17 protein-coding genes are annotated in these 22,749 nt (G+C 49.9%); 13 read left to right on the top strand and 4 right to left on the bottom strand.

Translation table 11 applies throughout. The features are described 5' to 3' along the window. Nucleotides 1-110 precede the first annotated feature (110 nt). The 7 genes from IEX98_RS17125 to IEX98_RS17095 all read left to right on the top strand — a co-directional run bounded on the left by IEX98_RS17125 (nucleotide 111) and on the right by IEX98_RS17095 (nucleotide 8,725). Nucleotides 111-1,112, top strand: a complete 1,002-nt coding sequence (locus IEX98_RS17125; RefSeq protein ID WP_188890433.1) for a globin-coupled sensor protein — start codon at nucleotides 111-113, stop codon at nucleotides 1,110-1,112. A gap of 242 nt (nucleotides 1,113-1,354) precedes the next feature. After that, on the top strand, nucleotides 1,355-2,806 hold the full coding sequence (locus tag IEX98_RS17120; RefSeq protein WP_188890432.1) for a circularly permuted type 2 ATP-grasp protein: 1,452 nt from the start codon (nucleotides 1,355-1,357) through the stop codon (nucleotides 2,804-2,806). Between the two features lie 50 nt (nucleotides 2,807-2,856). Then, nucleotides 2,857-3,852, top strand: coding sequence for an alpha-E domain-containing protein (locus IEX98_RS17115; RefSeq protein WP_188890431.1), 996 nt, complete (start codon nucleotides 2,857-2,859; stop codon nucleotides 3,850-3,852). Next, nucleotides 3,849-4,736, top strand: a complete 888-nt coding sequence (locus IEX98_RS17110; protein WP_188890430.1) for a transglutaminase family protein — start codon at nucleotides 3,849-3,851, stop codon at nucleotides 4,734-4,736. Before IEX98_RS17115 ends, IEX98_RS17110 begins: the two co-directional genes overlap by 4 nt. A 153-nt stretch (nucleotides 4,737-4,889) precedes the next feature. Then, entirely contained in the window at nucleotides 4,890-5,981 is a 1,092-nt protein-coding gene (locus tag IEX98_RS17105) for a GerAB/ArcD/ProY family transporter (RefSeq protein WP_188890429.1), read from the top strand. Beyond that, nucleotides 5,982-7,565, top strand: a complete 1,584-nt coding sequence (locus IEX98_RS17100) for a spore germination protein (RefSeq protein WP_188890428.1) — start codon at nucleotides 5,982-5,984, stop codon at nucleotides 7,563-7,565. It begins immediately after the preceding gene. Continuing rightward, nucleotides 7,562-8,725 (top strand): Ger(x)C family spore germination protein, encoded by a 1,164-nt coding sequence (locus IEX98_RS17095; protein ID WP_188890427.1) that lies wholly within the window; start codon nucleotides 7,562-7,564, stop codon nucleotides 8,723-8,725. The genes IEX98_RS17100 and IEX98_RS17095 overlap by 4 nt, the downstream gene beginning before the upstream one ends. 51 nt (nucleotides 8,726-8,776) lie before the next feature. Here the strand turns inward: IEX98_RS17095 and IEX98_RS17090 are convergent, their stop codons facing one another. After that, the gene (locus IEX98_RS17090; protein ID WP_188890426.1) at nucleotides 8,777-9,610 is read right to left on the bottom strand and encodes a helix-turn-helix transcriptional regulator; all 834 of its coding nucleotides are present in this window, start codon (nucleotides 9,608-9,610) and stop codon (nucleotides 8,777-8,779) included. A gap of 179 nt (nucleotides 9,611-9,789) precedes the next feature. Here IEX98_RS17090 and IEX98_RS17085 point away from each other — a divergent pair, with 179 nt between their 5' ends. From IEX98_RS17085 to IEX98_RS17075, 3 genes are all read left to right on the top strand, one after another. Beyond that, entirely contained in the window at nucleotides 9,790-10,551 is a 762-nt protein-coding gene (locus IEX98_RS17085) for a sugar phosphate isomerase/epimerase family protein (RefSeq protein WP_188890425.1), read from the top strand. Between the two features lie 83 nt (nucleotides 10,552-10,634). Then, nucleotides 10,635-11,525: an aldo/keto reductase gene (locus tag IEX98_RS17080; protein WP_188890424.1), complete on the top strand. Its 891-nt coding sequence runs from the start codon at nucleotides 10,635-10,637 to the stop codon at nucleotides 11,523-11,525. Between the two features lie 931 nt (nucleotides 11,526-12,456). Then, entirely contained in the window at nucleotides 12,457-13,278 is an 822-nt protein-coding gene (locus IEX98_RS17075; RefSeq protein ID WP_188890423.1) for a sensor domain-containing diguanylate cyclase, read from the top strand. A 58-nt stretch (nucleotides 13,279-13,336) separates the two neighbouring features. On the opposite strand, the gene IEX98_RS17070 is transcribed toward IEX98_RS17075, so the two are convergent. Beyond that, a complete protein-coding gene (locus IEX98_RS17070) occupies nucleotides 13,337-14,545 on the bottom strand; it encodes an ATP-binding protein (protein ID WP_188890422.1) in 1,209 nt (402 codons plus the stop codon). 278 nt (nucleotides 14,546-14,823) lie between these two features. Here IEX98_RS17070 and IEX98_RS17065 point away from each other — a divergent pair, with 278 nt between their 5' ends. After that, nucleotides 14,824-16,275, top strand: a complete 1,452-nt coding sequence (locus IEX98_RS17065; protein ID WP_188890421.1) for a SpoVR family protein — start codon at nucleotides 14,824-14,826, stop codon at nucleotides 16,273-16,275. Nucleotides 16,276-16,348: 73 nt separating this feature from the next. Here the strand turns inward: IEX98_RS17065 and odhB are convergent, their stop codons facing one another. Continuing rightward, on the bottom strand, nucleotides 16,349-17,590 hold the full coding sequence (gene odhB, locus IEX98_RS17060; protein WP_188890420.1) for a 2-oxoglutarate dehydrogenase complex dihydrolipoyllysine-residue succinyltransferase: 1,242 nt from the start codon (nucleotides 17,588-17,590) through the stop codon (nucleotides 16,349-16,351). A gap of 5 nt (nucleotides 17,591-17,595) precedes the next feature. Then, complete coding sequence (locus IEX98_RS17055) at nucleotides 17,596-20,475, bottom strand: 2-oxoglutarate dehydrogenase E1 component (protein ID WP_188890419.1); 2,880 nt, start codon at nucleotides 20,473-20,475, stop codon at nucleotides 17,596-17,598. Between the two features lie 320 nt (nucleotides 20,476-20,795). On the opposite strand from IEX98_RS17055, the gene IEX98_RS17050 reads away from it, so the two are divergent. Further along, nucleotides 20,796-21,617, top strand: coding sequence for a sugar phosphate isomerase/epimerase family protein (locus tag IEX98_RS17050; protein ID WP_188890418.1), 822 nt, complete (start codon nucleotides 20,796-20,798; stop codon nucleotides 21,615-21,617). Nucleotides 21,618-21,619: 2 nt separating this feature from the next. After that, the gene (locus IEX98_RS17045; RefSeq protein WP_188890417.1) at nucleotides 21,620-22,747 is read left to right on the top strand and encodes a Gfo/Idh/MocA family protein; all 1,128 of its coding nucleotides are present in this window, start codon (nucleotides 21,620-21,622) and stop codon (nucleotides 22,745-22,747) included. Nucleotides 22,748-22,749: the final 2 nt, after the last annotated feature.

The raw sequence follows: 22,749 nt of genomic DNA, 5'->3' as shown, positions 1-22,749 counted from the left end.
GAGAATGGTGCCGCTGGTTTTGTTTTTCCAAATAAGGGTTACTTTATACCTGGTTTTGTCGATATAATAGGAAGAAGCATAATAATGCCAACCATAGGGGGAGCTTCAACATGATTAACGTTTCGGCGCATCGTCAACGGCAGCTGGACTATACGAGAATAACCCAAGAAGATTTGGACAGGCTGTCAGCCTGCCGTCCGATATTCGAGCAAGTCGTGGAGGAAGTAGTTGACCGCTTCTACTCCAGTATTGAACAATATCCCGAAATGATGGATCTGATTAACCGGGTCAGCAATATTGAACGGTTGAAAGAAACGCAGCGCGTCTATTGGCTGTCGCTGGCTTCCGGCGTCATCGATGAGCCGTTTATTGAGAACCGGATTAAAATTGGCTTGGTTCACTCGCGGATCGGCTTAACAACGGACTGGTATCTCGGTACTTATATGACCTATCTCGATATTTCGACGCAAGTGATGCAGCGGGTTATTCCTGAACGCTGGAGCGGCATCATTCATTCGCTTAGCAAAATGTTCAATTTAGATTCACAGCTCGTTTTGGAGGCATATAACCAATCCGAACAAGCGAAAATTCAAACTTTGGCCGATGAACGGTCCGAAATGCTGACAACCGTAACAGGTGCGGTCGAGAAACTGGCAGGACTCATGGTCGAGCTGGACGAAGGCGCACAATCGATTGCTGCAACCGCAGTATCGACGTCACAGTCGCAGGACAAAGCACATGAACTGCTTGGCGAGCTGCAAGTTGAGCTGGATGGCATTACGGAGATGGGAACCTTGATTCGCGGTATTTCCGATCAGACGCATTTATTGGGGTTGAATGCCGCAATTGAAGCGGCCAGAGCAGGGGAGAACGGTCGAGGCTTTGAAGTTGTAGCCAACGAGGTTCGAAAGCTGGCAGCCTCATCACGGACGGCGATGGAGACGATCCAGCGCAATCTGGAGGAAATTGAGAAAAAAATCTCTGCCGTACAGAAAGAATCGGAGCAAACGTCCGGTGAAGCCCGGAACCAGGCGGCCCGTTCACAGGAATTAGCAGTATTCGTTCAAATGGTGGAGCAGGTGGCGAAAGATTTGCGTGAATTGAATACATAACAAAAAAATAGGCATATGATAAAAGCAGGGATCTTCTTCCAAAAGAAGCCCTGCTTTTTATGTTATATAAGTTGACATGAATATCCGGATTTAGTATGATGAAGCTACCATAAAAGATGTAAATGTAGGTAAAAGTCATCGAAAACACTTACATTACCTTACATCAATATAACATTTTATAAGGAATGTCCGACGTAAGCATCGATTGAGGATGCTGCACCATCATGGAGGAGGCGGTTCGCATGTCGACGGCCACGCAGTCGCACTATTATGATTCGCAATCATTTTACGATGAGATGTTCGAGCAGGATCTGTCCGTTCGCCCGCATTACGAAAGCGTCCATCGTTTATTCGGACGGATGAAGCATGCCGAGTTGTCGATGCGGCAGCATGCCCTCAATCAAAGGATGCTGGAGGAGGGGATTACCTTCACCCTCTATAGCCCCAATCAGAACGAGCCGCTTGAGCGTACCATTCCGTTCGACTATATTCCCCGAGTCATTCCGAAGCATGAATGGGATGCGGTGGACCGCGGCGTCCGTCAGCGCATCAAAGCGCTTAATCTGTTCGTTCATGATATTTACCACGGTCAGCGCATCGTAGCAGACGGCGTCATCCCTAGACGAATGATCGTATCCAACACGTATTTCCGTCCGGAAATGTCCGGGCTCGATGTTCCCGGGGGCGTTTATATTACCGCTTCCGGCATAGACTTAATAAGAGACGAGAAAGGCCGTTACTATGTACTAGAGGACAATTTACGCTCTCCGTCGGGCTTCTCGTATTTGTTCAAAGGCCGCACGCTCATGAGCGAGCTGTTCCACGATTTATACTTATCCTCATCCGTACAGAGTATCGAACGCAGCTTGAATTATTTCCTGAGCTCGCTTCGTTCACTGGCACCTAACGGCAAGCGCGACCCGCTGATTGTACTTCTTACACCGGGAGCTTTCAACTCCGCTTATTACGAGCATACCTTTCTGGCCCAGCAAATGGGCATCCATCTCGTGGAAGGGAGAGATTTGGTCTATAAGGACCATAAAATTTATTTGCGTGATTTGGGCGGTTTGCGTCAGGTGGACGTCATATACCGCCGGATCGACGACGATTTTCTCGACCCGCTCGCTTTCCATCCGGATTCGCTGCTTGGCGTGCCAGGCTTGATGAATGCTTACCGGGCCGGCAACGTTGCGATTGCGAATGCTCCAGGTACAGGGGTAGCGGACGATAAAGCAGTGTATGCATACGTCCCTGATATGATTCGTTACTATTTGGGCGAGGAGCCGATTCTGCATAACGTTCCGACCTATATTTTGTCGCGCAAAGAAGAACGGGATTACGTGCTGGATCACTTGGAACAACTGGTCGTAAAAGAAACATCGTTGTCAGGCGGTTATGGCATGCTGATCGGCCCTACGGCTTCGGCAAAGGAAATTAAAGATTTCGCAGCTGCGATTATACGCCAGCCGGACCGTTATATTGCGCAGACGACGATGAAGCTGTCGCGGGCACCGGTCATGGTCGATGGAAGCATGTCGCCCCGGCATATCGATTTGCGGGCATTTGCGCTAATGGGCGAGGAGACGCATGTTATACCTGGCGGTCTCACAAGAGTCGCAATGAGAGAAGGCTCGCTCGTCGTTAATTCCTCGCAAGGGGGCGGCGTGAAGGATACATGGGTATTGAACCGATAAAACGGTCAATAAGGAACCTCGGTCGAGGTCGAAGAAATGGAGGGGTCGCTATGCTTAATCGTAATGCGGAAGCTTTATTCTGGATTGGCCGCTATATGGAACGCGCGGAAAATCACGCAAGATTGATTGACGTTCACTACCATCTGCAGGCAGAGGATGAACGCGGTTTGGAAGCACGCGGTCCCGGGGGCGAAGCTGTGGATGCGCCTTGCAAATGGACGCGAATCGTTGATGCGCTGGGCAGCAGAGATTCCTATGAAGGACAATATGGCGCCTATAGCGAACAAGATGTTCTCCATTACATTACGCTCGACCGCGACAATGCCAATTCCCTTGTGTCCTGTGTGAGCCATGCCAGAGGCAATTTAAGAACCATCCGCGAGAAGGTGCCAAGCGAGCTGTGGGATACGATCAACGCCTTTTACTTATGGCTGAGGGAGAAGCAGCCAGACGATCTCATGCGCGAATCGCCGCATTTGTTCTATGGCCGCATTCGGGAGTGGACCGCTCTGTTTCAGGGCTTCTGCCAGTCCGTTATGCCTCGGGAGAATGAATGGCATTTCATCGAATGCGGACGGTATCTGGAACGTGCGGAAAATACGCTGCGCATCATTAAAGCGGTCGGCAACGCGGCAAGCGGAGACGGCTGGAATAATGCGGGCGCTTACCCGTACCTGCAAGCGGTATTGAAATCGGTGAGCGGCTATCAGTCCTTCCGACGATTTTACGCAGATGGGATGTCGGTGGAATCGATTGTTGAATTCGTCGTGTTGAATGCGGCCTTTCCGCGTTCCGTTCACTTCGCTTTTCATTCGCTGGATGAGCATATGCGCATGATCGAGCTGCAGGATAAGCAGCTTCGGGTTGCTCATGAGAAAGTCATCCGGCAGGTTGGAAAGGTGAAGGCGGATTTGGCTTGTCTGGAGCATGATGATATGATCGTCGACCGTAACGGTTTGATTGTCAGCCATCTGCTGGAAGCGTGCGAGACGATGGGGGTTGCGTTTGCGAAAACCTTTTTTCGAATGGGGGAAGCAAGCGCATGAAGCTGAATATTTCACATGTGACGCAATACGAATACGAGGCACCGGTAACGGACAGTGTCAATGAAATCCGTCTGACGCCAAGCACGAACGAGCGCCAGTCCTGCTACCAGCAGGCGATCTGGATCGAGCCCAACGCTTCTCTATTCAGCTATGAGGATTATTTCGGTAATCGGGTTCATTCCTTCTCCGTCAATCCGATGCACCGCAAGCTGACGATCCGGACGCAAATGACCGTCGTCACGACAAATGCGCCAAGCCCGGAGGAGCAAGCTGCTCTGTTGAATGGCAGACTGGCGCGGGAAGCATGGGCATGGCTGGAAACGGAGGAAGCGGCCAACCGGTTTGCTGAGTTTCTGCTGGAGACTGAATACACCGGCGTGACGCCTGAAGTCGAGAGCTTTGCCTTCAGCATCAGCGATAAGGAAGAGACCGATATTAGCGTAATGGGTTGGTTGTCTGCTTTGTCCAGCAGCATTCGGGTTCAGTTCATTTACGACCCGGAAGCGACGACGGTGAAAACGAAAGCGAGCGATATGATCGAGCGGAAGCGGGGTGTATGCCAGGATTTCGCTCATCTGATGATTGCTTGCTGCCGGGCGCACAGCATTCCAGCGCGCTATGTGAGCGGCTATCATTTCGTTGGCGATCTTCAAGGCGGAATCGCCGATTTCGAGCAAGCCTCCCATGCCTGGGTGGAAGCTTATGTGCCGTCACTTGGCTGGTGCAGCTTCGATCCAACTAACGAGGCGCCGGTTGGCGAGCGTTATGTGAAGCTGGGTCATGGGCGCGACTATAAGGATATTGTTCCGGTAAAAGGCGTCTACCGAGGCAACGGCGAGCAGAAGCTTAAGGTGACCGTCGATGTGCGGAAAGTGGAGGATTGAGCGGTCAGAAGAATGTTGCTGCACTTGTTATATAAGAGGATGTTCCTCGAGTAGATTACTACTCGGAAGGGCATCCTCTTCTTTTTTGCAGGAATAGCCCAGCTAAAATTTGGAATGATAAGAAATAACTTGTCAACATAAGGAGGATGGCTCATGAACCATGGCAATAAGCTGATTTCGGTCTGGCTTGCGTTCTCGATCATCATGCTTGGCGCCGGCTTAATCTGCCATGTATTGGCCATCCCAGCTATATTGGATGCTGCGGGCCGGGATGCCTGGCTGTCTATTATTGCGGCTGGCCCGTTTTTTATTTTGTTCATGATACTTATGTATGTGGTGATGAAAAGGGTTCACGGGCAAAGGCTGACGGATTGGGTTGCCCGTCAATTCGGCATCGTGCCGTCATGGATACTTCGCTTGTCAGCGGCGCTGCTGCTGCTCATCCTCGGAACCCATACGCTGTTCGAAACCTCTAACTGGACGGTAGCCACTTACTTACAATTTACACCGTTATCTATTGTGGTTATAGGAGGCGCGCTAGTGTCGGCGCTGGCTGCAATAAGGGGATTGCCTACGATTGCGATGACCTCTGCTATCCTGCTGCCCTTTGTTATTTTTCTCGGTTATTTCGTCATGGGGGCCAATACGAAATATAAAAACTATAATCAGCTGCTCCCGATGCTGGAGCATGGCGTTGAACCTGTCTGGCAAGGGATGATCTATGCGTTGGCCGGGATGGTCGAGGTGTGGACGCTGCTGTTGTTCCAGCATGAAATTAAAAGCAAGGTAAAGCTATGGCATTTGCTCATACTCGGCATCTTTATGATCGGCATTACGCTAGGTCCGACAATTGGGGGGATAACGGAGTTTGGCCCGGAAGAAGCGATGAAGCAGCGGATTACTCCCTTTGACCAGTGGAAGCTGGTTAACGTCGGCAAGCTGCTGCAGCATGTCGATTTTTTATCGATCTACCAATGGCTGAGCGGATCTTTTGCCCGAATTGCAATAGCGATGTACCTCATTGTGGATTTGCTGGACGTACGCCGTCCTCATAAACGGATGATTGCTATTGCATGTATCACGGCGATTATGTGCGGATTCTCGATTATTTGGTGGCGTATCGATCTTGTCTATGAATATGTGAACCATATTCAGTTTCCTGCTGTGCTTATTTACGCTTACAGCTTAACCATTCTGCTCGCGCTTCTCGGGTGGTGGCGCAAAGAAGATAAAGAGGTGGCATAAATGAAAGAAAAAGACGCAAAGGGCAGCGCAAGCGGCAAGAGCAAAGAAGCTGATCGCAACAGCAATGTAAAAGGCAGTCTCAGTAATGACGGCAGCGGAAATGGCAAGGATGGGCAGAAGCAGAAGCCTTTCCATATGTCGCAGCGGACACTGGAGCAGTTTTTTTCTTATTGCGATGATGTTATCGTCGATAGTCATCGCGTAGGCAATCCGCCCGTAGCGGCTGTTATCGTCTATAACTGCGGGATGGCAGAGACGAATATGATTAATGATGTCATTATTCCCGAGCTGAACCGGATATTCGAGAAAACGAAGTATTTGCGGGTAGCCGATGTCGAGAACGAAGCCAATCTCGTATGGGTGCAGGTAGATCCTAACACAAGCCAGTTCGGTGCGGAAGCGATGGCCGTTCGTGTCTTCGAGGGACATATGCTGTTCTGCATTCCTTCGCTGCAAGCGATGTGGAGCATTGATATTTCTAACATCCCGACACGGGCCCCGGAGCAATCCAAAACCGAGGTGACGATTCGCGGCTCCGGCGACGGCTTCATTGAGCCGCTCGCCGTTAATGTAGCGCTGATCCGGACGCGCCTTCGGACCTCCGAGCTGGCCTGTAAGTTTGAAGTAATCGGCACGCTTACCGCCAATAAAGTGGCTCTGCTCTATATGCGTAATATCGCAAACGATGAAATGATCCAGCATGTTCACCAGAAGCTGCAGACCATTAAGGTGGAGAGGCTCTTAACTTCCAATCAATTAGAGGAGCTGCTCTCACCGCTGCAATTTACGCTTTTTCCGGTAACCCACTATACCGGCAGGCCTGATTTTGCAGCTGAATGTCTAATCAACGGCCGCTTTGTCATTATCGTGGACGGGAATCCCAGTGCGATCATCGGCCCCGTTAATCTGTTTCTACTGCTCAAATCGCCGGAGGATGCCAACTTTCCGTTGTTCTCGGTTAATATTGGCCGGCTGTTGCGGTTTATGGGCTTATTCATCACCTTGTTTCTGCCGGGATTCTATATCGCGCTGACGACCTTTCATATGGATCAGGTGCCGTTCTCGCTTGTCGTCACGGTATCAACCGGACGGATGGGGTTGCCGATGGAGACGGGGGTCGAGATGTGCTTGATTATGATTCTGATGGAGCTGTTCCGTGAAGCGGGCGTCAGGCTGCCAATGGCGATTGGTCAGACGCTGACGGTCGTTGGCGGACTTATCATCGGGGAATCGGCGATTCGTGCCGGAATCGTCTCCCCGCTTATGATTGTTGTGGTAGCCGTCACAATCGTTGCCGGAGCGACGGTCGTCAATCAGGTCATGTCGAGCTCGTTGATCATTATCCGGTTCGTTACGTTCATTTTGAGCGCGACGCTTGGCATATACGGGTTCATATTGTCGCTGATTTTATTTCTGATCTACCTGACGGGTCTGGAATCATTTGGCGTTCCCTATCTGGCTCCGCTCAGTCCGCTTAACATCAAGCAAGCTTACGCCGCTTTGTTCAAGCTGCCGCGTAGTTGGAATAAACGCCGCCCTCTTTATCTCGAGACGAAGTCGCCGAGGAAGGATGAGGGCAATTGAAGATTGCAACGCTCAGAAGGATTGCACTCCTGCTCCTCTCAGCTGTGCTAATTTTCCTGACAACCGGCTGTTGGAGCGCGACAGAAATTCAGAGCAACAGCTATGCGAAAGCGCTGGGGCTTGACTACACCGATGGAATTTATACGGTATATGTGCAAATGCTTGAGTTTTCCACAGTAGCTAAGGGTGAGGGAGGAGGCGGCGGGAAGGTTCCTAACATCTGGCTGGGCCATGGAAGCGGAAAGACGCTGGACATGGCAATTAACGAACTGTACCGAACCGCTCAGATGCACATAACATGGGGGCATATTACTTCAATCGTCTTTTCCGAAAGGCTGCTTGAGAGCGGGAATTTGCATAAAGTGCTTGATATGATCAGCCGGTATCCGGAGTCCCGTTATACGACATGGGTATACGGTACGAGGGATTCGATCGAGGAATTGCTGAGCACCAACACGATTTTTAACGAGTCACCGTTGTCCTCCATCCTCCATGATCCGCTCCCCTCGTACAAGGATGAATCACTCTATCCGCCAGTTCTTGCACTTCGATTTATAGCGGAATTGAACGGCAAGCAAAACCGTGCTTATTTGCCCAATGTCGTTATTAATAAGAGGGACTGGACAGTTAACGAACGAGAGCAGAGTTTGCACCGCATCGACGGGGCTTTTTTCGAGCGGGAGGGCAAATTTATATATATGTCCCATAAAAAGCTGATTGGCTTTCCTTATCTGCAGCAGAAAATGCGCCGGGTGCAAGTGTTGTTGGAGGACGAAAAGGGTGTTATCTATGGTTCTGTAAGCGTGGCTTTTCCGAATCTGAAAATTACGCCTGTCGTAAAAGGAACGGACGTTACCTTTCGGGTGAAGGCCAGATATATGGCAGCCTTATATGAGTATATCGAACCGATGTCGTACGAAGATATGGTTCGTTTATGCGAGAAGGAAGTCCAGCAGTATATTAAAACGACTTATGAAGCGGGCATTCAAACCGGCGTTGACGTGTTTGGCCTGGAAGAAAAGCTATACCGGAAATACCCGAAGGTTTGGAAGGAAGTCAGTAAAAACGGAACGGCTATGTTTTTGGACGAGCATTCGCTGGCGAAGATCGATGTGGACGTTAGCATCGCCTATAATGGCAAATACAAACGGCGGGTGTAAATTCATATAGGCTCGTGCTGCGCAGATGCGGTACGGGCCTTTTTGGCATCATTAGCGCAATGTAATTTGGTTGCTCCGCTCGGTAGGCGAATGACCGTAAATGCTTTTATAGGCGCGGTAGAAAGAAGAATAGTGCTGGAATCCGGCATTCATTGCCGCAAGACTGGCTGGATGTCCCTCCTGCATCAGTTGGCTGGCCAGTACGACACGTTTGTGAAGGATATAATGGCCAATCGTCGTCCCGGTCGCTTTGCGGAACATTTTGTTCAAATGATGCTTGCTTATAAAAAAACGGGCGGATAGCTCATCCAGTGTAATTTCGGTCGTTAAATGCTCGTTCAGATAGGCAAGCACAGGTGTCATGCTTTGAGAGTGAAGCTCGGCTGTCCGGCCGTCCTTGCGGGACCGGCTCATGAATAACAACTGAGTGAGCAGCGCCTCCAATCGAATTCGCGCGGATAGCGCTCTGATGTCATCATCCATCTCCAGGCAGTCCATCAACTGCTCGAAAAAGGATGTCATGCTCGAATCGGCTGCACCCGGGAAGTAGAAGTCATTGGAATCGCCCTCCGAATGAAAAGGTGACAGCAGCGTCGTCCGGACTTCGATAGGCAGCAGATCGGGAACAAAATGAAGCGCATAACGCGCATACGAAACGGTACTCTCGATTTTCACCCCGTGAAAGACGTTCGGCGGAATGAGAAGCAGACTATGGGGTGTCGGGACGTAGCGCTTCCCTTCGATTAAATAACTGACCTCACCCGAAATAAAGTAGAACAGCTCATAGAACGGATGGCAATGAAGCGCATACTCATCTGTTTGCCGCTGATCCACGCTATAGTGGTAAATCATTGAATCGTTACGTAATTCACGAACGGTGCCCATACGATCCCTCCTGCTTCATCTACGCCATTAGTGTAAAAGAATACCGCTATATTTGCAATGTGAATCCTGTTATTCGCAATGGAAGAAAGCCTGCATTTTATTATACTAAAAGGGTAGCGGAACCGATCTAATCGCTTTATTAGATTGCAAATCAGAAGAATGGAAAGGCGGGTATTCAGATGTCCAAAATAACAGGAGCTCAACTGTATACGATTCGCGATTTTGTCAAAACACCGGAGGAAATCGACCAGTCGCTTCGCAAAATTAAAGAAATCGGCTATACGACGATTCAAGCTTCGGGGATGGGGCCGATTCCGCCAGAAGAATTGGCCGCAATCGCGCGTTCCCATGGATTGCAGATCGTATTGACCCATATGCCGTATGAACGATTTGTTAATGATTTGGACGGTCTTATCCGCGATCACCATACGCTTGGCTGCGGTCTGGCCGGTATCGGAGGATTGCCTGCGGAATACCGGAATGCAGACGGATATGTGGCATTTGCCGCCAAATTCAATGCCATCGCCAAGGAGCTGGCGCAAAACGGATTGAAATTCAGCTATCATAACCATCATTTCGAATTTGAAAAGCATAACGGCAAGCTTGGTATCGAAACGCTGCTGGAAAATACCGATCCAGAAAGCTTTCTGTTTACCCTTGATACGTATTGGGTGCAGGCGGGGGGAGCTGATCCAAGCAGTTGGATCAGGAAGATGAAAGGAAGAATAGAAGCGATTCATTTGAAGGACATGGCAATCATCGATGAGAAGACGATTATGGCTGAGGTGCTGGAGGGCAATCTGGAGTGGCCGGATATCTTCCAGGCATGTGAGGAAGCGGATGTGAAATGGTATCTTGTGGAGCGGGATGCCGGACCGACGGATGCATTCGAAAGCTTGTCGATCAGTTACCGCAACTTGAAAAAAGCGGGATTTGAATAAAAAAGAAGCGCGCGGATTGGAACATGTCCCGTCGATATCGTACAATAAAGTTGTTACATATCCGACAGGAAGAGGTGTATCGGTTGAAGTATAGAAGACTTGGCAGCACGGATTTGAATGTATCGGTTATTGGCATTGGAACATGGCAGTTCGGCGGCGAGTGGGGCCGGGAGTATACGCAGGATGAAGCGGATGCTATTCTCGACAAAGGGCGGGAGCTCGGCATCAACCTCATCGATACGGCAGAATGCTATGGTGATCATCTGTCGGAATCGCTGATCGGCAGCTACATTGGCCGCCGCAACCGCGAGGATTGGATCCTTGCGACGAAATTCGGCCATCATTTCCATGAACGGTTTTCCCGTACGGACGTATTCGACGCCAAAGGTGTAGTTGCCCAGCTGGATGCTTCGCTTAAAGCGCTGCAGACTGACTATATCGATCTTTATCAATTCCATTCCGGGCCGGATGCGGCTTTTGACAACGACGAGCTCTGGGAAACGCTGAACAAGCAGGTAGAGGCGGGGAAAATCCGGTTTCTCGGTACTTCGATCGGCAGCAACGACAACCTGCATCAGACCGATGCGTCGACTAAAGTGAACTCGCGGGCAATTCAGGTCGTCTACAACCGGCTGGACCGCGCGCCGGAAGAGCGTGTATTTCCTTCCTGCGAACGCCAGGATCTTGGCGTGCTTGCCCGAGTGCCGCTTGCCAGCGGTTATTTGAGCGGAAAGTACAAGCCAGGCGCTGTTTTTGGCAGCACCGACGTACGTCACCGGCATGATGCGGAGAATACGCGGCAGAAGCTGGAGGAAGTCGAACGCATTCAGCGTGAAGAAGTGCCGCAAGGTGTCGACATGGCTAGCTGGGCGCTTGCGTGGTGCTTGAAGAATCCGGTCGTTACGGCAGTTATTCCGGGCTGCAAAGACCCTGCCCAAGTAGAGGCTAACGCTCGGGCTGCTGAACTGGTTTGATGACATAGAGCGGGCGGAAGCTTGCTAATCATACATGCAGTTATGTGCAGAGAAGCTCTGTTTTTCTTGGGGCTTCTCTTTTGCTGTGGGGGAAGCTTTTTCAAGAGAGGCGGGATTTATAAGCTACAGCAAGTAACGCTACGACAGTGCGCAATTTGAGAACAAACAAGTAGGTCTTCAATAAATCACTTAAATTACAAAAACGATCCTTATTTAATGAGTACAATATCCAACAATGCCAATCAAAATGTAAAAGTGCAGGTTGTCAGCCGCATTTTCGGCGATTTATCGCATCAAAATGCAAATATGCATTTTGATCGGTCCAAAAAGGTTCTATAGAGCAATATATAGCGATTTCAAATGTACTTTTGCATTCTGATCGTGATTTTAGGCCATATGAAGCTCATCAACCTGCACTTTTACATTTTGTTTCACAATTCGTATAGCCGGGCTATGTTCATGGAGCTGATTTCGTATCTGTATTGGCGCTCCTGAGTGTTACTCTGGGGCAATACAAGTATAGCTCAAAAGCAAATATTGAAATTTCTTGAATGGATCTGCTTTTATCGTGTGAATGGGATGAGCGGAGCGTTTTGAGTTCAGGCTGGCATTTTGAAGATTCTATCCCTTGTGCATCGTGAAAGCGATGAGGCAATGGAATCAAGAACGGCAGCATGAACCAAAACGCGCAGCGAATCCGTGCATAGCGAGTCCGTGCAAAGCCAGTCCGCATGTAAAATTAGCATGCGTTTTTTATATTTTTATGGAAACGAAATGCGAGAATAAAACGTAAAGGAATAATCGGTTAGAAATAGCCCCCAAACCAAAGATTTCCCATTAATCTATTATTGAGTATAACAACTGTTTCGACTAAACTAGATCTAGCAGCGGGAGTTGCGGGTGATCAATAGAGCGGGAGTGAAAAGCGGGCATGAATGCCACCACAAGCAGTTTAGAGGATGCGTTAGCGTACGTGATCCATAATTTGAAACGTCAATTAAAGGCGGACAAGCTTTTCATTACCGCTTGCGATGGTGCCAACAACCGCATTATTAAAGCATTTAATCACCTTGAGCCGGCTATGCAAGAGCAGCCTGACGACCCGGATGCGGTAACGATGGAATTGACGGCGGATAAGCCGCGTCTATCCGTGCCGATTGTAACGGCAGACAATCACACGTACGGTACGATTCATATCGTACACACGGAGCCGTTCGAGCCTACCGAAGAGCAGTTGATGCAGCTGCAGTCAATGGCGGCTTTCATTGCTTACGCCATTGATCTCGAGAACACGGCTGTCACAGATAGCTTGACTGGTTTGTACAATCGCCGCTATCTTCACAAGCTATTCGATAATGGGGAAGCGCCTTCTGGCGTTATGTTTATCGATTTGAATGATTTTAAATGGATCAATGATCAGTTTGGTCATGAAACAGGCGATAAGCTGCTGATCCAAATCTCGAATCGCTTGCGAAGCCATCTGCGCAAAAGTGATCGCATCATCCGATACGGAGGCGATGAGTTTCTGATCTGCTTCCCGCAATTGGCAGAGGAGAGCGGCATTCGAACGGTCAAGGAGAAGATCGAAAGATCGTTTCAAGATCCTTTTCTTACAGATGATGTTCCCGTCTTCATTACGGCGAGCATCGGCGTGAGCTCCAATCAGGGTGTCTACGTCAGTCTGAGACAGCTGATTGCTAATGCCGACCAAGCGATGTATGCCGCCAAACAGCATTATAAAAACAGCCTTTGAAGCGCCGATTGCCCGGCAGCCTCAAAGGCTGTTATATTTGTAGACGACTTCTTTCTTCTTACAACTCGGCCCGTTTAAAATGAAGCTCGCAGATCGTTCCTTCATTTGGCTTGCTTCGAAACAAAATTTTGCCGTTCATCTTTTTTATCATACTCATGACGACCATAAGACCCAGGCCTGTCCCGTTTTCTTTCGTTGTAAAATAAGGCTTGCCAAGCCGTTTGACCTGCGATTTGTCCATCCCGGCACCTGTATCATGGATCAAAATTTGAATAGAGTTTTGTACTAGTTGTGTATGCACCGTCAATTTGCCGCCGTCTGGCATGGATTCAATTGCATTTTTCATCACATTGAGCAGACATTGCTGCAGTTTTTTCGATTCACCGCGTATGAGCAGTCTCTCCCGTGATAAATGCTGAATTTCGATTTCAATGTTCGACAGAGCCGAGTAGGGCTGCAGCCAAGGCATGATGCCGTCAATTTCCATCTGTACATCCAACAGCAGGCTTTTTTCTTCATTTGGCTTGGAAAAGTTTAAATAGTCAGTAATGATCGTACTGGCGAGATCGACCCCTTCGAAGGCATGTTTACGGTAGCGGTTAAGCGTTTCGCGATCAAGACCTTCCTTGCCCATTAATTGAAGAAAACCTCTTGTCGTTGTAAGCGGGTTGCGAATTTCATGTGAGATGGAAGCAGCTAGGTGGCCGATCATTTGATATTTTTCAGACATAATCAGTTCCTGTTGAAAGCGTTCCTGGTGTTTGACGTGGAAGTAGATGTAATTGATGAATAGAGACGAAAGAAGATTGGCCGTGCCAATCAAAGCGAGAGTGCGAAGCTCGAACGTGCCGCCCTGCAGAATAGTGATAGTCGTGTAAGCCGTCAGATAAATGCAGACGAGAGCGAAATATCTTAAAGACATTCGCAGTTGAGAGACATCTTCAAGCTTATAGTGACAGAGAAGTCCGGCGGCAAAGAGTGCAATGCTCGAAATCAAGGTCGTGAGCGGATCATTGTGCATAATAAAAATGCCGCCAATGCAGAAGGCCGCCCAAGTGGCGATACCGGGCAGCAGACCCTCATACAAAACGGCCAGCGTCAACGAAATTGGCGTTAAGTGAAGTGCATATACAAGCGGATCGGTTTGTTCAAGTCCTAAATAGATAACAGACAATAGTCCGAGAATAGCAATGAATAGAAGCTTGCGGCGATAGTTGGGGTAAGAGAATCTTGGTGTAATAATGACGAACATTAATCCCGCCGTCATAATATACATTAGACCATGAATAATAGAAGTTAGGATAGGTATAATAGCGGACAACATCCTTTTCGACTGAAAATCATGAATTAAAACCTATAATATGTAAACAATCTGGTACAATCTATGTTAATAATACAACAGTCAGGATTAGATTGCTATAAACATAAAGAAGATAATGGATCTCAATCGCACAGACCACATTCCCTTGCCAAAGCCGTCATACCGCAGGACAGCCAAGCATACATATGGTATGAACGGTATTAACATGTACAGGGGGATGGCGGATGAACCAGGACGATATCCGCGCTTTGGAGCGGTCTATCGATGAAATTACGGAAATCGCAGAAGGGTTCGGCCTTGATTTTTACCCGATGCGTTACGAGATTTGTCCAGCGGACATCATTTATACGTTTGGTGCCTACGGCATGCCGACGAGATTCAGCCATTGGAGCTTTGGAAAAACCTTCAATAAAATGAAAATGCAATATGATTTTGGACTTAGTAAAATCTATGAGCTGGTCATCAATTCGAATCCCTGCTATGCTTTCCTGCTGGAAGGCAACTCGCTGATCCAGAACAAGCTGATTGTTGCGCATGTGCTTGCCCACTGCGATTTTTTCAAAAACAATGCACGTTTCGGAGCGACGAACCGCAATATGGTGGAAAGCATGTCTGCGACGGCCGATCGTATTCATCAATATGAGATGGACCACGGCTCAGAGGCGGTCGAAAAATTTATTGATGCAGTGCTTGCGATTCAGGAGCATGTAGACCCTACGATCATAAAACCGTATCAGCTGGACAAAATGCGCTACATCGAGCTTCTGACGAAGGAGAAGAACCGTTCCTCGAAAATCAACAATGTATCCGACTACGAGGATCTATGGTCGCTTGATGAGGAAGAAAACGAAGCCGCTGAAGAGGAGGCAGTTGCTGCAGCAGCAGCAGCCAAGCGGTTTCCTCCGGAGCCGGAGAAGGATCTGCTCTGGTTCATCGAGGAATACTCGCCACAGATGGCAGACTGGCAGCGTGATATTTTGTCGATGCTGCGCGATGAAATGCTCTACTTCTGGCCGCAAATTGAGACGAAGATTATGAATGAGGGATGGGCTTCGTATTGGCATCAACGCATTATTCGCGAGCTTCCGCTGACCAGCGACGAGACGATCGAGTTTGCCAAGCTGAATTCATCTGTCGTTGTGCCATCCCGGCATAGTTTAAATCCTTATTACTTGGGCTTGAAAATATTCGAAGACATCGAACGCCGCTGGGATAAGCCGACTGCTCTTGAAAAAGAGCGCTTTGGCCGCGTTCCCGGGCAAGGACGTAACAAAATGTTCGAGGTGCGGGAAGCCGATTCCGACATCTCCTTCCTTCGCAATTATTTGACAAAAGAGCTGGTGGACGATCTTGACCTGTACATCTTCGAGAAGAAGGGACCAGAGTGGAAAATAACCGATAAGTCATGGGAAAATATCCGCGAGCAGCTCGTCTATTCGAAAGTGAATGGCGGCTTTCCGAATATCGTCGTATTTGACGGTGATTTCAACCGGGTAGGTGAGCTTTATTTGAAGCATAGCTATGAGGGGACCGAACTGGATCTGAAATATGTAGAGCGCACGCTTCCCTATGTCGTTCAGCTTTGGGGCAAATCGGTTCATCTCGAAACAGTAGTGGAGGATAAAAAAATCGTGTTCAGCTGTGACGGGAAAAAGACGAGTCGCAAGTTCGTCTAACGGAGCAATAGCAAACAAAGAAAAGCCCGGCGCATTCGCGTCGGGCTTTTCTTTATTCATTCTGCTTGTGGAATTAGCCTTCCAGCAACAGCGTTTCTGGATCTTCAAGCATCGCTTTTACTTTGACCAGGAAGCGAACTGCTTCGGAGCCGTCTACGATCCGGTGATCATAAGTAAGGGCAATGTACATCATCGGACGGTTTTCCGAACGCTCAGCGTCGATTGCCATCGGACGAAGCTGGATTTTGTGCATGCCGAGAATACCGACTTGTGGAGCATTCAGAATTGGCGTCGACAGCAGGGAACCAAATGTGCCGCCGTTCGTGATTGTGAATGTGCCGCCTTGCAGCTCGGCCAGACCAAGCGAGTTGGTGCGTGCTTTGCCGGCAAGATCAACGATTTGCTTCTCGATTTCAGCGAAGCTCAGACGGTCTGCATCGCGAACGACTGGAACGACCAAGCCTTCTTTCGCGGAAACCGCGATACCGATATCGTAGAACTGTTTCGCAATAATGTCATCGCCATCGATCTCAGCGTTCAGAAGAGGGAATTCCTTCAATGCGCCAACGACAGCCTTCGTGAAGAAGGACATAAAGCCGAGGTTTACGTCATGCTTGTCGAAGAAAGCTTGTTTACGGCGTTTACGAACATCCATAATCGCTGTCATATCGACTTCGTTGAAAGTTGTCAGCATGGCTGCTGTTCTTTGCGCTTCAACGAGGCGGTTGGCGATTGTCGCCCGGCGGCGGGACATTTTCTTACGCTCGTAAGGCTTGTTCGACGTAAAGGCCGGTTGAGCTGCTGCTTTTGGAGCCGGAGCAGCTGCAGGAGCTGCCGGCTGTTGTCCGTAACCGCGAACATCGTCCGAGCTAACACGGCTCAGCGACGATTGTGCTTGAGAAAGGTCGATGCCTTTTTCTCTTGCAAGCTTTCTAGCTGCAGGAGAAGCGTTCACTTGACCGCCTTTGTCTGCAGCAGCCGGAGCTGTTGGAGCTGCTGCTTGAACAGGTGCAGCTTCTTGGGCTGGAGCTTTCGCAGGCTCAGCTGCCGGTGCAGCAGCTGGAGCTGGAGCAGCGCCGCTGCCTGCTCCGATGCTGCCGATCACTTCGCCGATTTGAACGGTGTCGCCCTCGTTGCGTGTAATTTCTTGCAGTACGCCGTCTTGCTCTGCGCTAATTTCAATATTGACTTTATCGGTTTCAAGTTCTAGAAGCACGTCGCCTTGTTTAACCGCGTCTCCTACTTTAACGACCCATTTCGAAATTGTTCCTTCAGTAATGGATTCGCCCATGGCTGGAACTATAATTTGTTGCAATGCGACTACCTCCCCGAGTTGGTTGTGAGTGATGGATTATATTTCAACGTTTGCAAAAGGATATGTTGTTGTTCGAAAGCGTGTACCTGCTGGAAGCCGCTTGCCGTACTGGAGCGTTCTGGACGTCCAATGTAGCTTACGCTTGCGCCTGCAGGAGCGATCTTGCGAACGCGAGGCTCCATATAGCTCCAAGCGCCCATGTTGTGCGGCTCTTCTTGAACCCATACGATTTCCTTCAAGCTCGGCAAGCGCTCGATAATCGCTTTGATTTCTTTATCCGGGAACGGATAGAGCTGCTCGACGCGAACGACGTGAAGCCAGTCCTTGTCTCCGCTCTCGTCCTTTTCAATCGCTTCTTCGATATCGATAGCCATTTTGCCTGTTGCAAGCACCAGACGCTCAACACGATCCGGACGAGCACCCAGACCCGGCTGTTCAACGACTAGCTTGAAGCTGCCTTCGCTGAGCTCGGTGACGCTGGAAGCGACACGCGGGTTGCGGATAAGGCTCTTCGGCGCCATAACGATAAGCGGACGAGCAGCTTCGCTCTCCGTAATCGAGGCTTGACGGCGCAGCAAGTGATAGTATTGCGCAGCGCTGGACAAGTTGGCTACCGTCCAGTTCTCTTCGCCCGAAAGCTGCAGGAAACGCTCTAGACGAGCGCTGGAATGCTCGGGTCCTTGGCCTTCATAGCCATGAGGGAGAAGCATAACCAAGCTGGACTTCTGCTGCCACTTGGAGCGGCCGGCAGATATAAATTGATCGATCAGCACTTGCGCTACGTTTGTAAAGTCGCCGTATTGCGCTTCCCAGATGACGAGCGTCTCGGGTGCGTGAACGTTATAGCCATATTCGAAGCCGAGTACAGCAGCCTCAGACAGCGGGCTGTTGTGAATGGCGAATGAGGCTTTCGCTTGCGGCAATTGATGCAGCGGGCTGAACGTATTGCCGGTCTCGGCGTCATGCAGCACCAGGTTACGGTGAGCAAATGTAGCGCGCTCTACGTCTTGGCCGCTGATCCGAATCGGTTTGCCGTCGGCGAGAATTGTGGCGAAGGCAAGCGTCTCCGCATGACCCCAATCCAGCTTCTCTCCATCGTTAAGCGCCGTAGCACGGCGTTCCAAGATACGCTGCAGCTTCGGATAGACCGTAAAGTTATCCGGCCAGCGGAGCAGCTCGGTATTGATTTCACGCAGTGTCTCGACGGAAACGGCTTGAACATCCTTGCCGAATTCCTGATCACGAGGCAAAGATGGCGTTTGGTGGACAGGCTCTTTGCCGTCGCGGGCCTTTACTTCCTCGTAAGCGGCTTTCAGCGTATCGATAACGCTTTGCTTCAAAGCTTCTGCTTCGGCTTCTGTAATAACGCCTGCTGCTACCAGTTTGTCAGCATAGATGCGGCTAACGGTAGGGTGAGCTTTCACTTTACGATAAATAAGCGGTTGAGTCGTTTCCGGATCATCCGTCTCATTATGTCCGTATTTGCGGTAGCCGACCAAGTCGATCAAGAAGTCTTTCTTGAAGACCGTCCGGTATTCGGATGCCATCCGTGCCGCGGTAATAACGGCTTCTGGATCATCGGCATTGACATGCACGATTGGAATTTCATAGCCTTTCGCAACGTCGCTCGCGTAATGCGTCGAGCGGGAGTCATGGCTTTCCGTCGTGAAGCCGATTCGGTTGTTGACGATAATATGAAGCGTACCGCCATGCGAGTAGCCTGTCAGCTGTGCAATGTTCAGCGTTTCCGCTACAATGCCTTCGCCAGGGAATGCTGCATCGCCGTGCATAATAATCGAAGCAGCTGCTTCGAGATTTTGCTGCGGGTAGCCCGGTTTGCTGCGATCGTCTTGCGCCGCGCGTGTGAAGCCTTCAACGACAGGGTTGACGAACTCCAAGTGGCTCGGGTTGTTAGCAAGCGTAATGCGGGTTTCGACCGTTTCGCCGTTTTTGAACGAGCGGTTGGCGCCCAAGTGATATTTAACGTCGCCGGTCCAGCCGTAGTTGATACCGATGGAGCCTTCGGACGGAATAAGCTTTTTGTTAGGCGAATGGTGGAACTCCGAGAAAATTTTGCTGTAAGGCTTGCCAAGGACATGGGCGAGAATGTTCAAACGGCCGCGATGCGCCATTCCCATCAGGATATGGCTGACGCCGTCGTTGGAAAGCTCATGAACCATTTCATCCACGAGAGCGACCAGTACGTCGTTGCCTTCGACGGAGAAACGTTTTTGGCCGACGAAAGTGCGCTGCAAGAAGTCTTCAAACTGCTCGGCTTCGTAAAGCTTTTTCAACAGTTTTTTCCGTTCCTCTGCATCCATAGAGATTTCTGGAATTTCTTTCTCAACTTTTTGTTTCAGCCAAAGGCGTTCTTCTTCATTGTGAACATGACTGAATTCGTAAGCGAGAGTACCGGTATAGGCTTTGCGAAGCTTCTCTATCGCTTCCAGACCGTTGGATACGTCGGAAGGGGCTTTAGTCCATACGAGCTCAGCAGGCAATCCTGCCAAGTCGGCTGCAGTTAAGCCGTAAGTTGCCGCATCCAGCATCTTCGTATTCGATTTCGGACTGATATCGAGTGGATCAATGTCCGCAGCCAAATGGCCGAAGGCACGTATGTTCCATACGAATTTGCCTGCGGCTACGAGATTTTGCAATACTTTAGCGTTAATGTGGGAAGTGCCTTCGGAAGCCGCTCCAATTGGAGCGCGTTGTTGTCCGGCGTATTGAGGCGGCTCGCCCCAGCGCGCGAACAGATCGCGGTATTCCGCTACGACCGATTCGGGATTTTGCTTATACAATTCATATTGTTCTTGCACATAACCTAGGTTGGGCCCGTAATAGGATGCCCAAGGGTTTTGCGTCTGATCATTACCAGCTGACATTGTCAGATACCTCCGCCTTACGGATTTTGAAGTTCATTGGGACGGAATTAGAACATTCATATAAAACCATTATAGTATAAACATGCACCATAACTAAAATAACGATTATGTATCATTATTATATTGAAAATAGATTGATTACGCTACCATTCGACAATTCGTCATAGTTCGCGTATCCATTATACCCAATTTGCATCGTTTTCAACACCGCTAACGATAGAAATTTACCCCATCTCGAAGAAAAAAGAGCCCCTGACCGTTTTGGACAGAGGTCTATAATGGAGTTGGGAACATAATGACTGCCGGGAGAGGTGCTGCTTATGAACATTTCAATTGGAGGCTATTCGTTCAACAACACGTATTTAGAAGGAAAGATGGACGTATTCGGTTATTTGGAAACGGTTAAATACCGCTATGGGCTGGACGTTGCTGATTTGTGGAACGGGTTTTTCATCGATCGGAGCAGCAAGCCGGTCATGAAGCTGGCGGATGAAGGATATATTCGGAAAATCAAAGAAGCGCTCGATGATCGGGAGCTCCGGGTCGTTAATTTCGCGATCGATGGCGCACATTTATGGGATCCGGACCCGGAGATGAGAGTGCATCTGTACAAAAATGCGCTCGTTCATTTGCGGGCGGCGGTTATACTGGGCGCGGAAACGGTACGGATTGATACGGGAGGCTCTTATACGGATACCGAGCCGATGAGCGAGGAGCAATTCGAATTTACGGTGCGGCGTTATCAGGAGTTCTCGGAATTTGGAGCGGATAACGGCTTTCGGATCGGTCCGGAAAACCATATGGGCGCATCGCTGCAGCCTAGGGAATTGAAGCGGCTGGCAGAGGCGGTAGATCATCCTGCGTTCGGTTTCCTCGTTCATTTGGGACGCTGGCGCGCCGATCGTGAGGAAGGTGACAAGCTTGTCGCGCCTTGGGCGTATCATACGCATTTCGATGCGGAAACAGCATCATCTCCTGACGCTATTCAAACGATTCGTACGCTGCGAGACGCGGGCTACAACGGATATTGGGGCATCGAGCATAATGCGCCGGCTGATCAATACGCCGAGACAGCGCGGCTGATCGGACTGGTACAACAACATCTGGCGAATGAAGCTGATTTGCAAAGGGGAGAGGCTTAAGCATGGAACGGATACGGATCGGCATCATTGGAGTCGGACAAATAGGCAAAATGCATGTGCAGCAGTATCAGGCGATTCCAGGGGCGGAGCTTGTCGCCGTATGCGATGTCAATGAAGCGGAAGCGCAGCGGGTAGCCGGGCAATATGGCATTCCGCATGTGTATTCGGATTATCGGAAGCTGTTGGAGCGGGATGATTTGGACGCCGTCGATGTCTGCCTCCATAACAACTTCCATGCGCCGGTAACGATTGACGCCCTGCGGGCAGGCAAGCATGTCTACTGCGAAAAGCCGATTGCCGGCACGTACTTTGACGGTCAGAGCATGACCGCCGCGGCGGAAGAGAGCGGGAAAAAGCTGCATATCCAATTGGGGCTGCTGTATCGGAAAGAGACGAAAGCGGCCAAGCAGCTTATTGACGGAGGCATGCTGGGCAAGCTGTATCATGCGCGTTCCACAGGTTTCCGCAGACGCAACCGGCCATTCGTCGACGGTTACGGCACTCCCTATTTTACGAGAAAAGAAACGGCTGCCGGCGGAGCTTTGCTGGATATGGGCGTCTATCATATTTCGCAGCTGCTTTACCTGCTAGGCAATCCTAGTGTGGAGCGGATCTCTGGCAAGCTGTATCAGGAGATGGATATGCTGGCCGACCGGCAAGCGACCAGCGGCTTTGATGTTGAGGAGCTGGCCTCTGGTCTTGTCCGCTTTCGAGACGGGTTGACGCTGGATATCATCGAATCGTGGTCGATTCATCTCGGCGGCTTTGAAGGCAGCAGTATTGCGGGCTCTAAGGGAGGCATTCGACTGCCGAATGACGGATCGGGTGCCGCGGCTCAGCCGTTTAGCTTCCATAGCACCGTCTGTGATATCGATATGGACAGCACGATTGATCTCGATATGATGGATATTCGCTGGCACCGATTGCGGGAGAATGAAGATGCTTATGATTCCTCGCAGCATCATTGGGTAGCTGCGCTTCAGGGCAGAGTGGATCTGCTGCCGACGGCGCAGATTGCCCTAAATACAATGCTGATTAGCGAGGGCATGTATAAATCCGACGAGCTAGGCCGGGAAGTGACGGCAGAGGAAGTGGCGGAGGCGTCGCGGTCAACAGCCGTGAAGCTGTAATG

This window comes from Paenibacillus radicis (ex Gao et al. 2016), from assembly GCF_014641555.1.
Taxonomy (GTDB): domain Bacteria; phylum Bacillota; class Bacilli; order Paenibacillales; family Paenibacillaceae; genus Pristimantibacillus; species Pristimantibacillus radicis.
The sequence above is the reverse complement of the archived record's forward strand: the minus strand, read 5'-3'. Positions and strand labels throughout refer to the sequence as shown.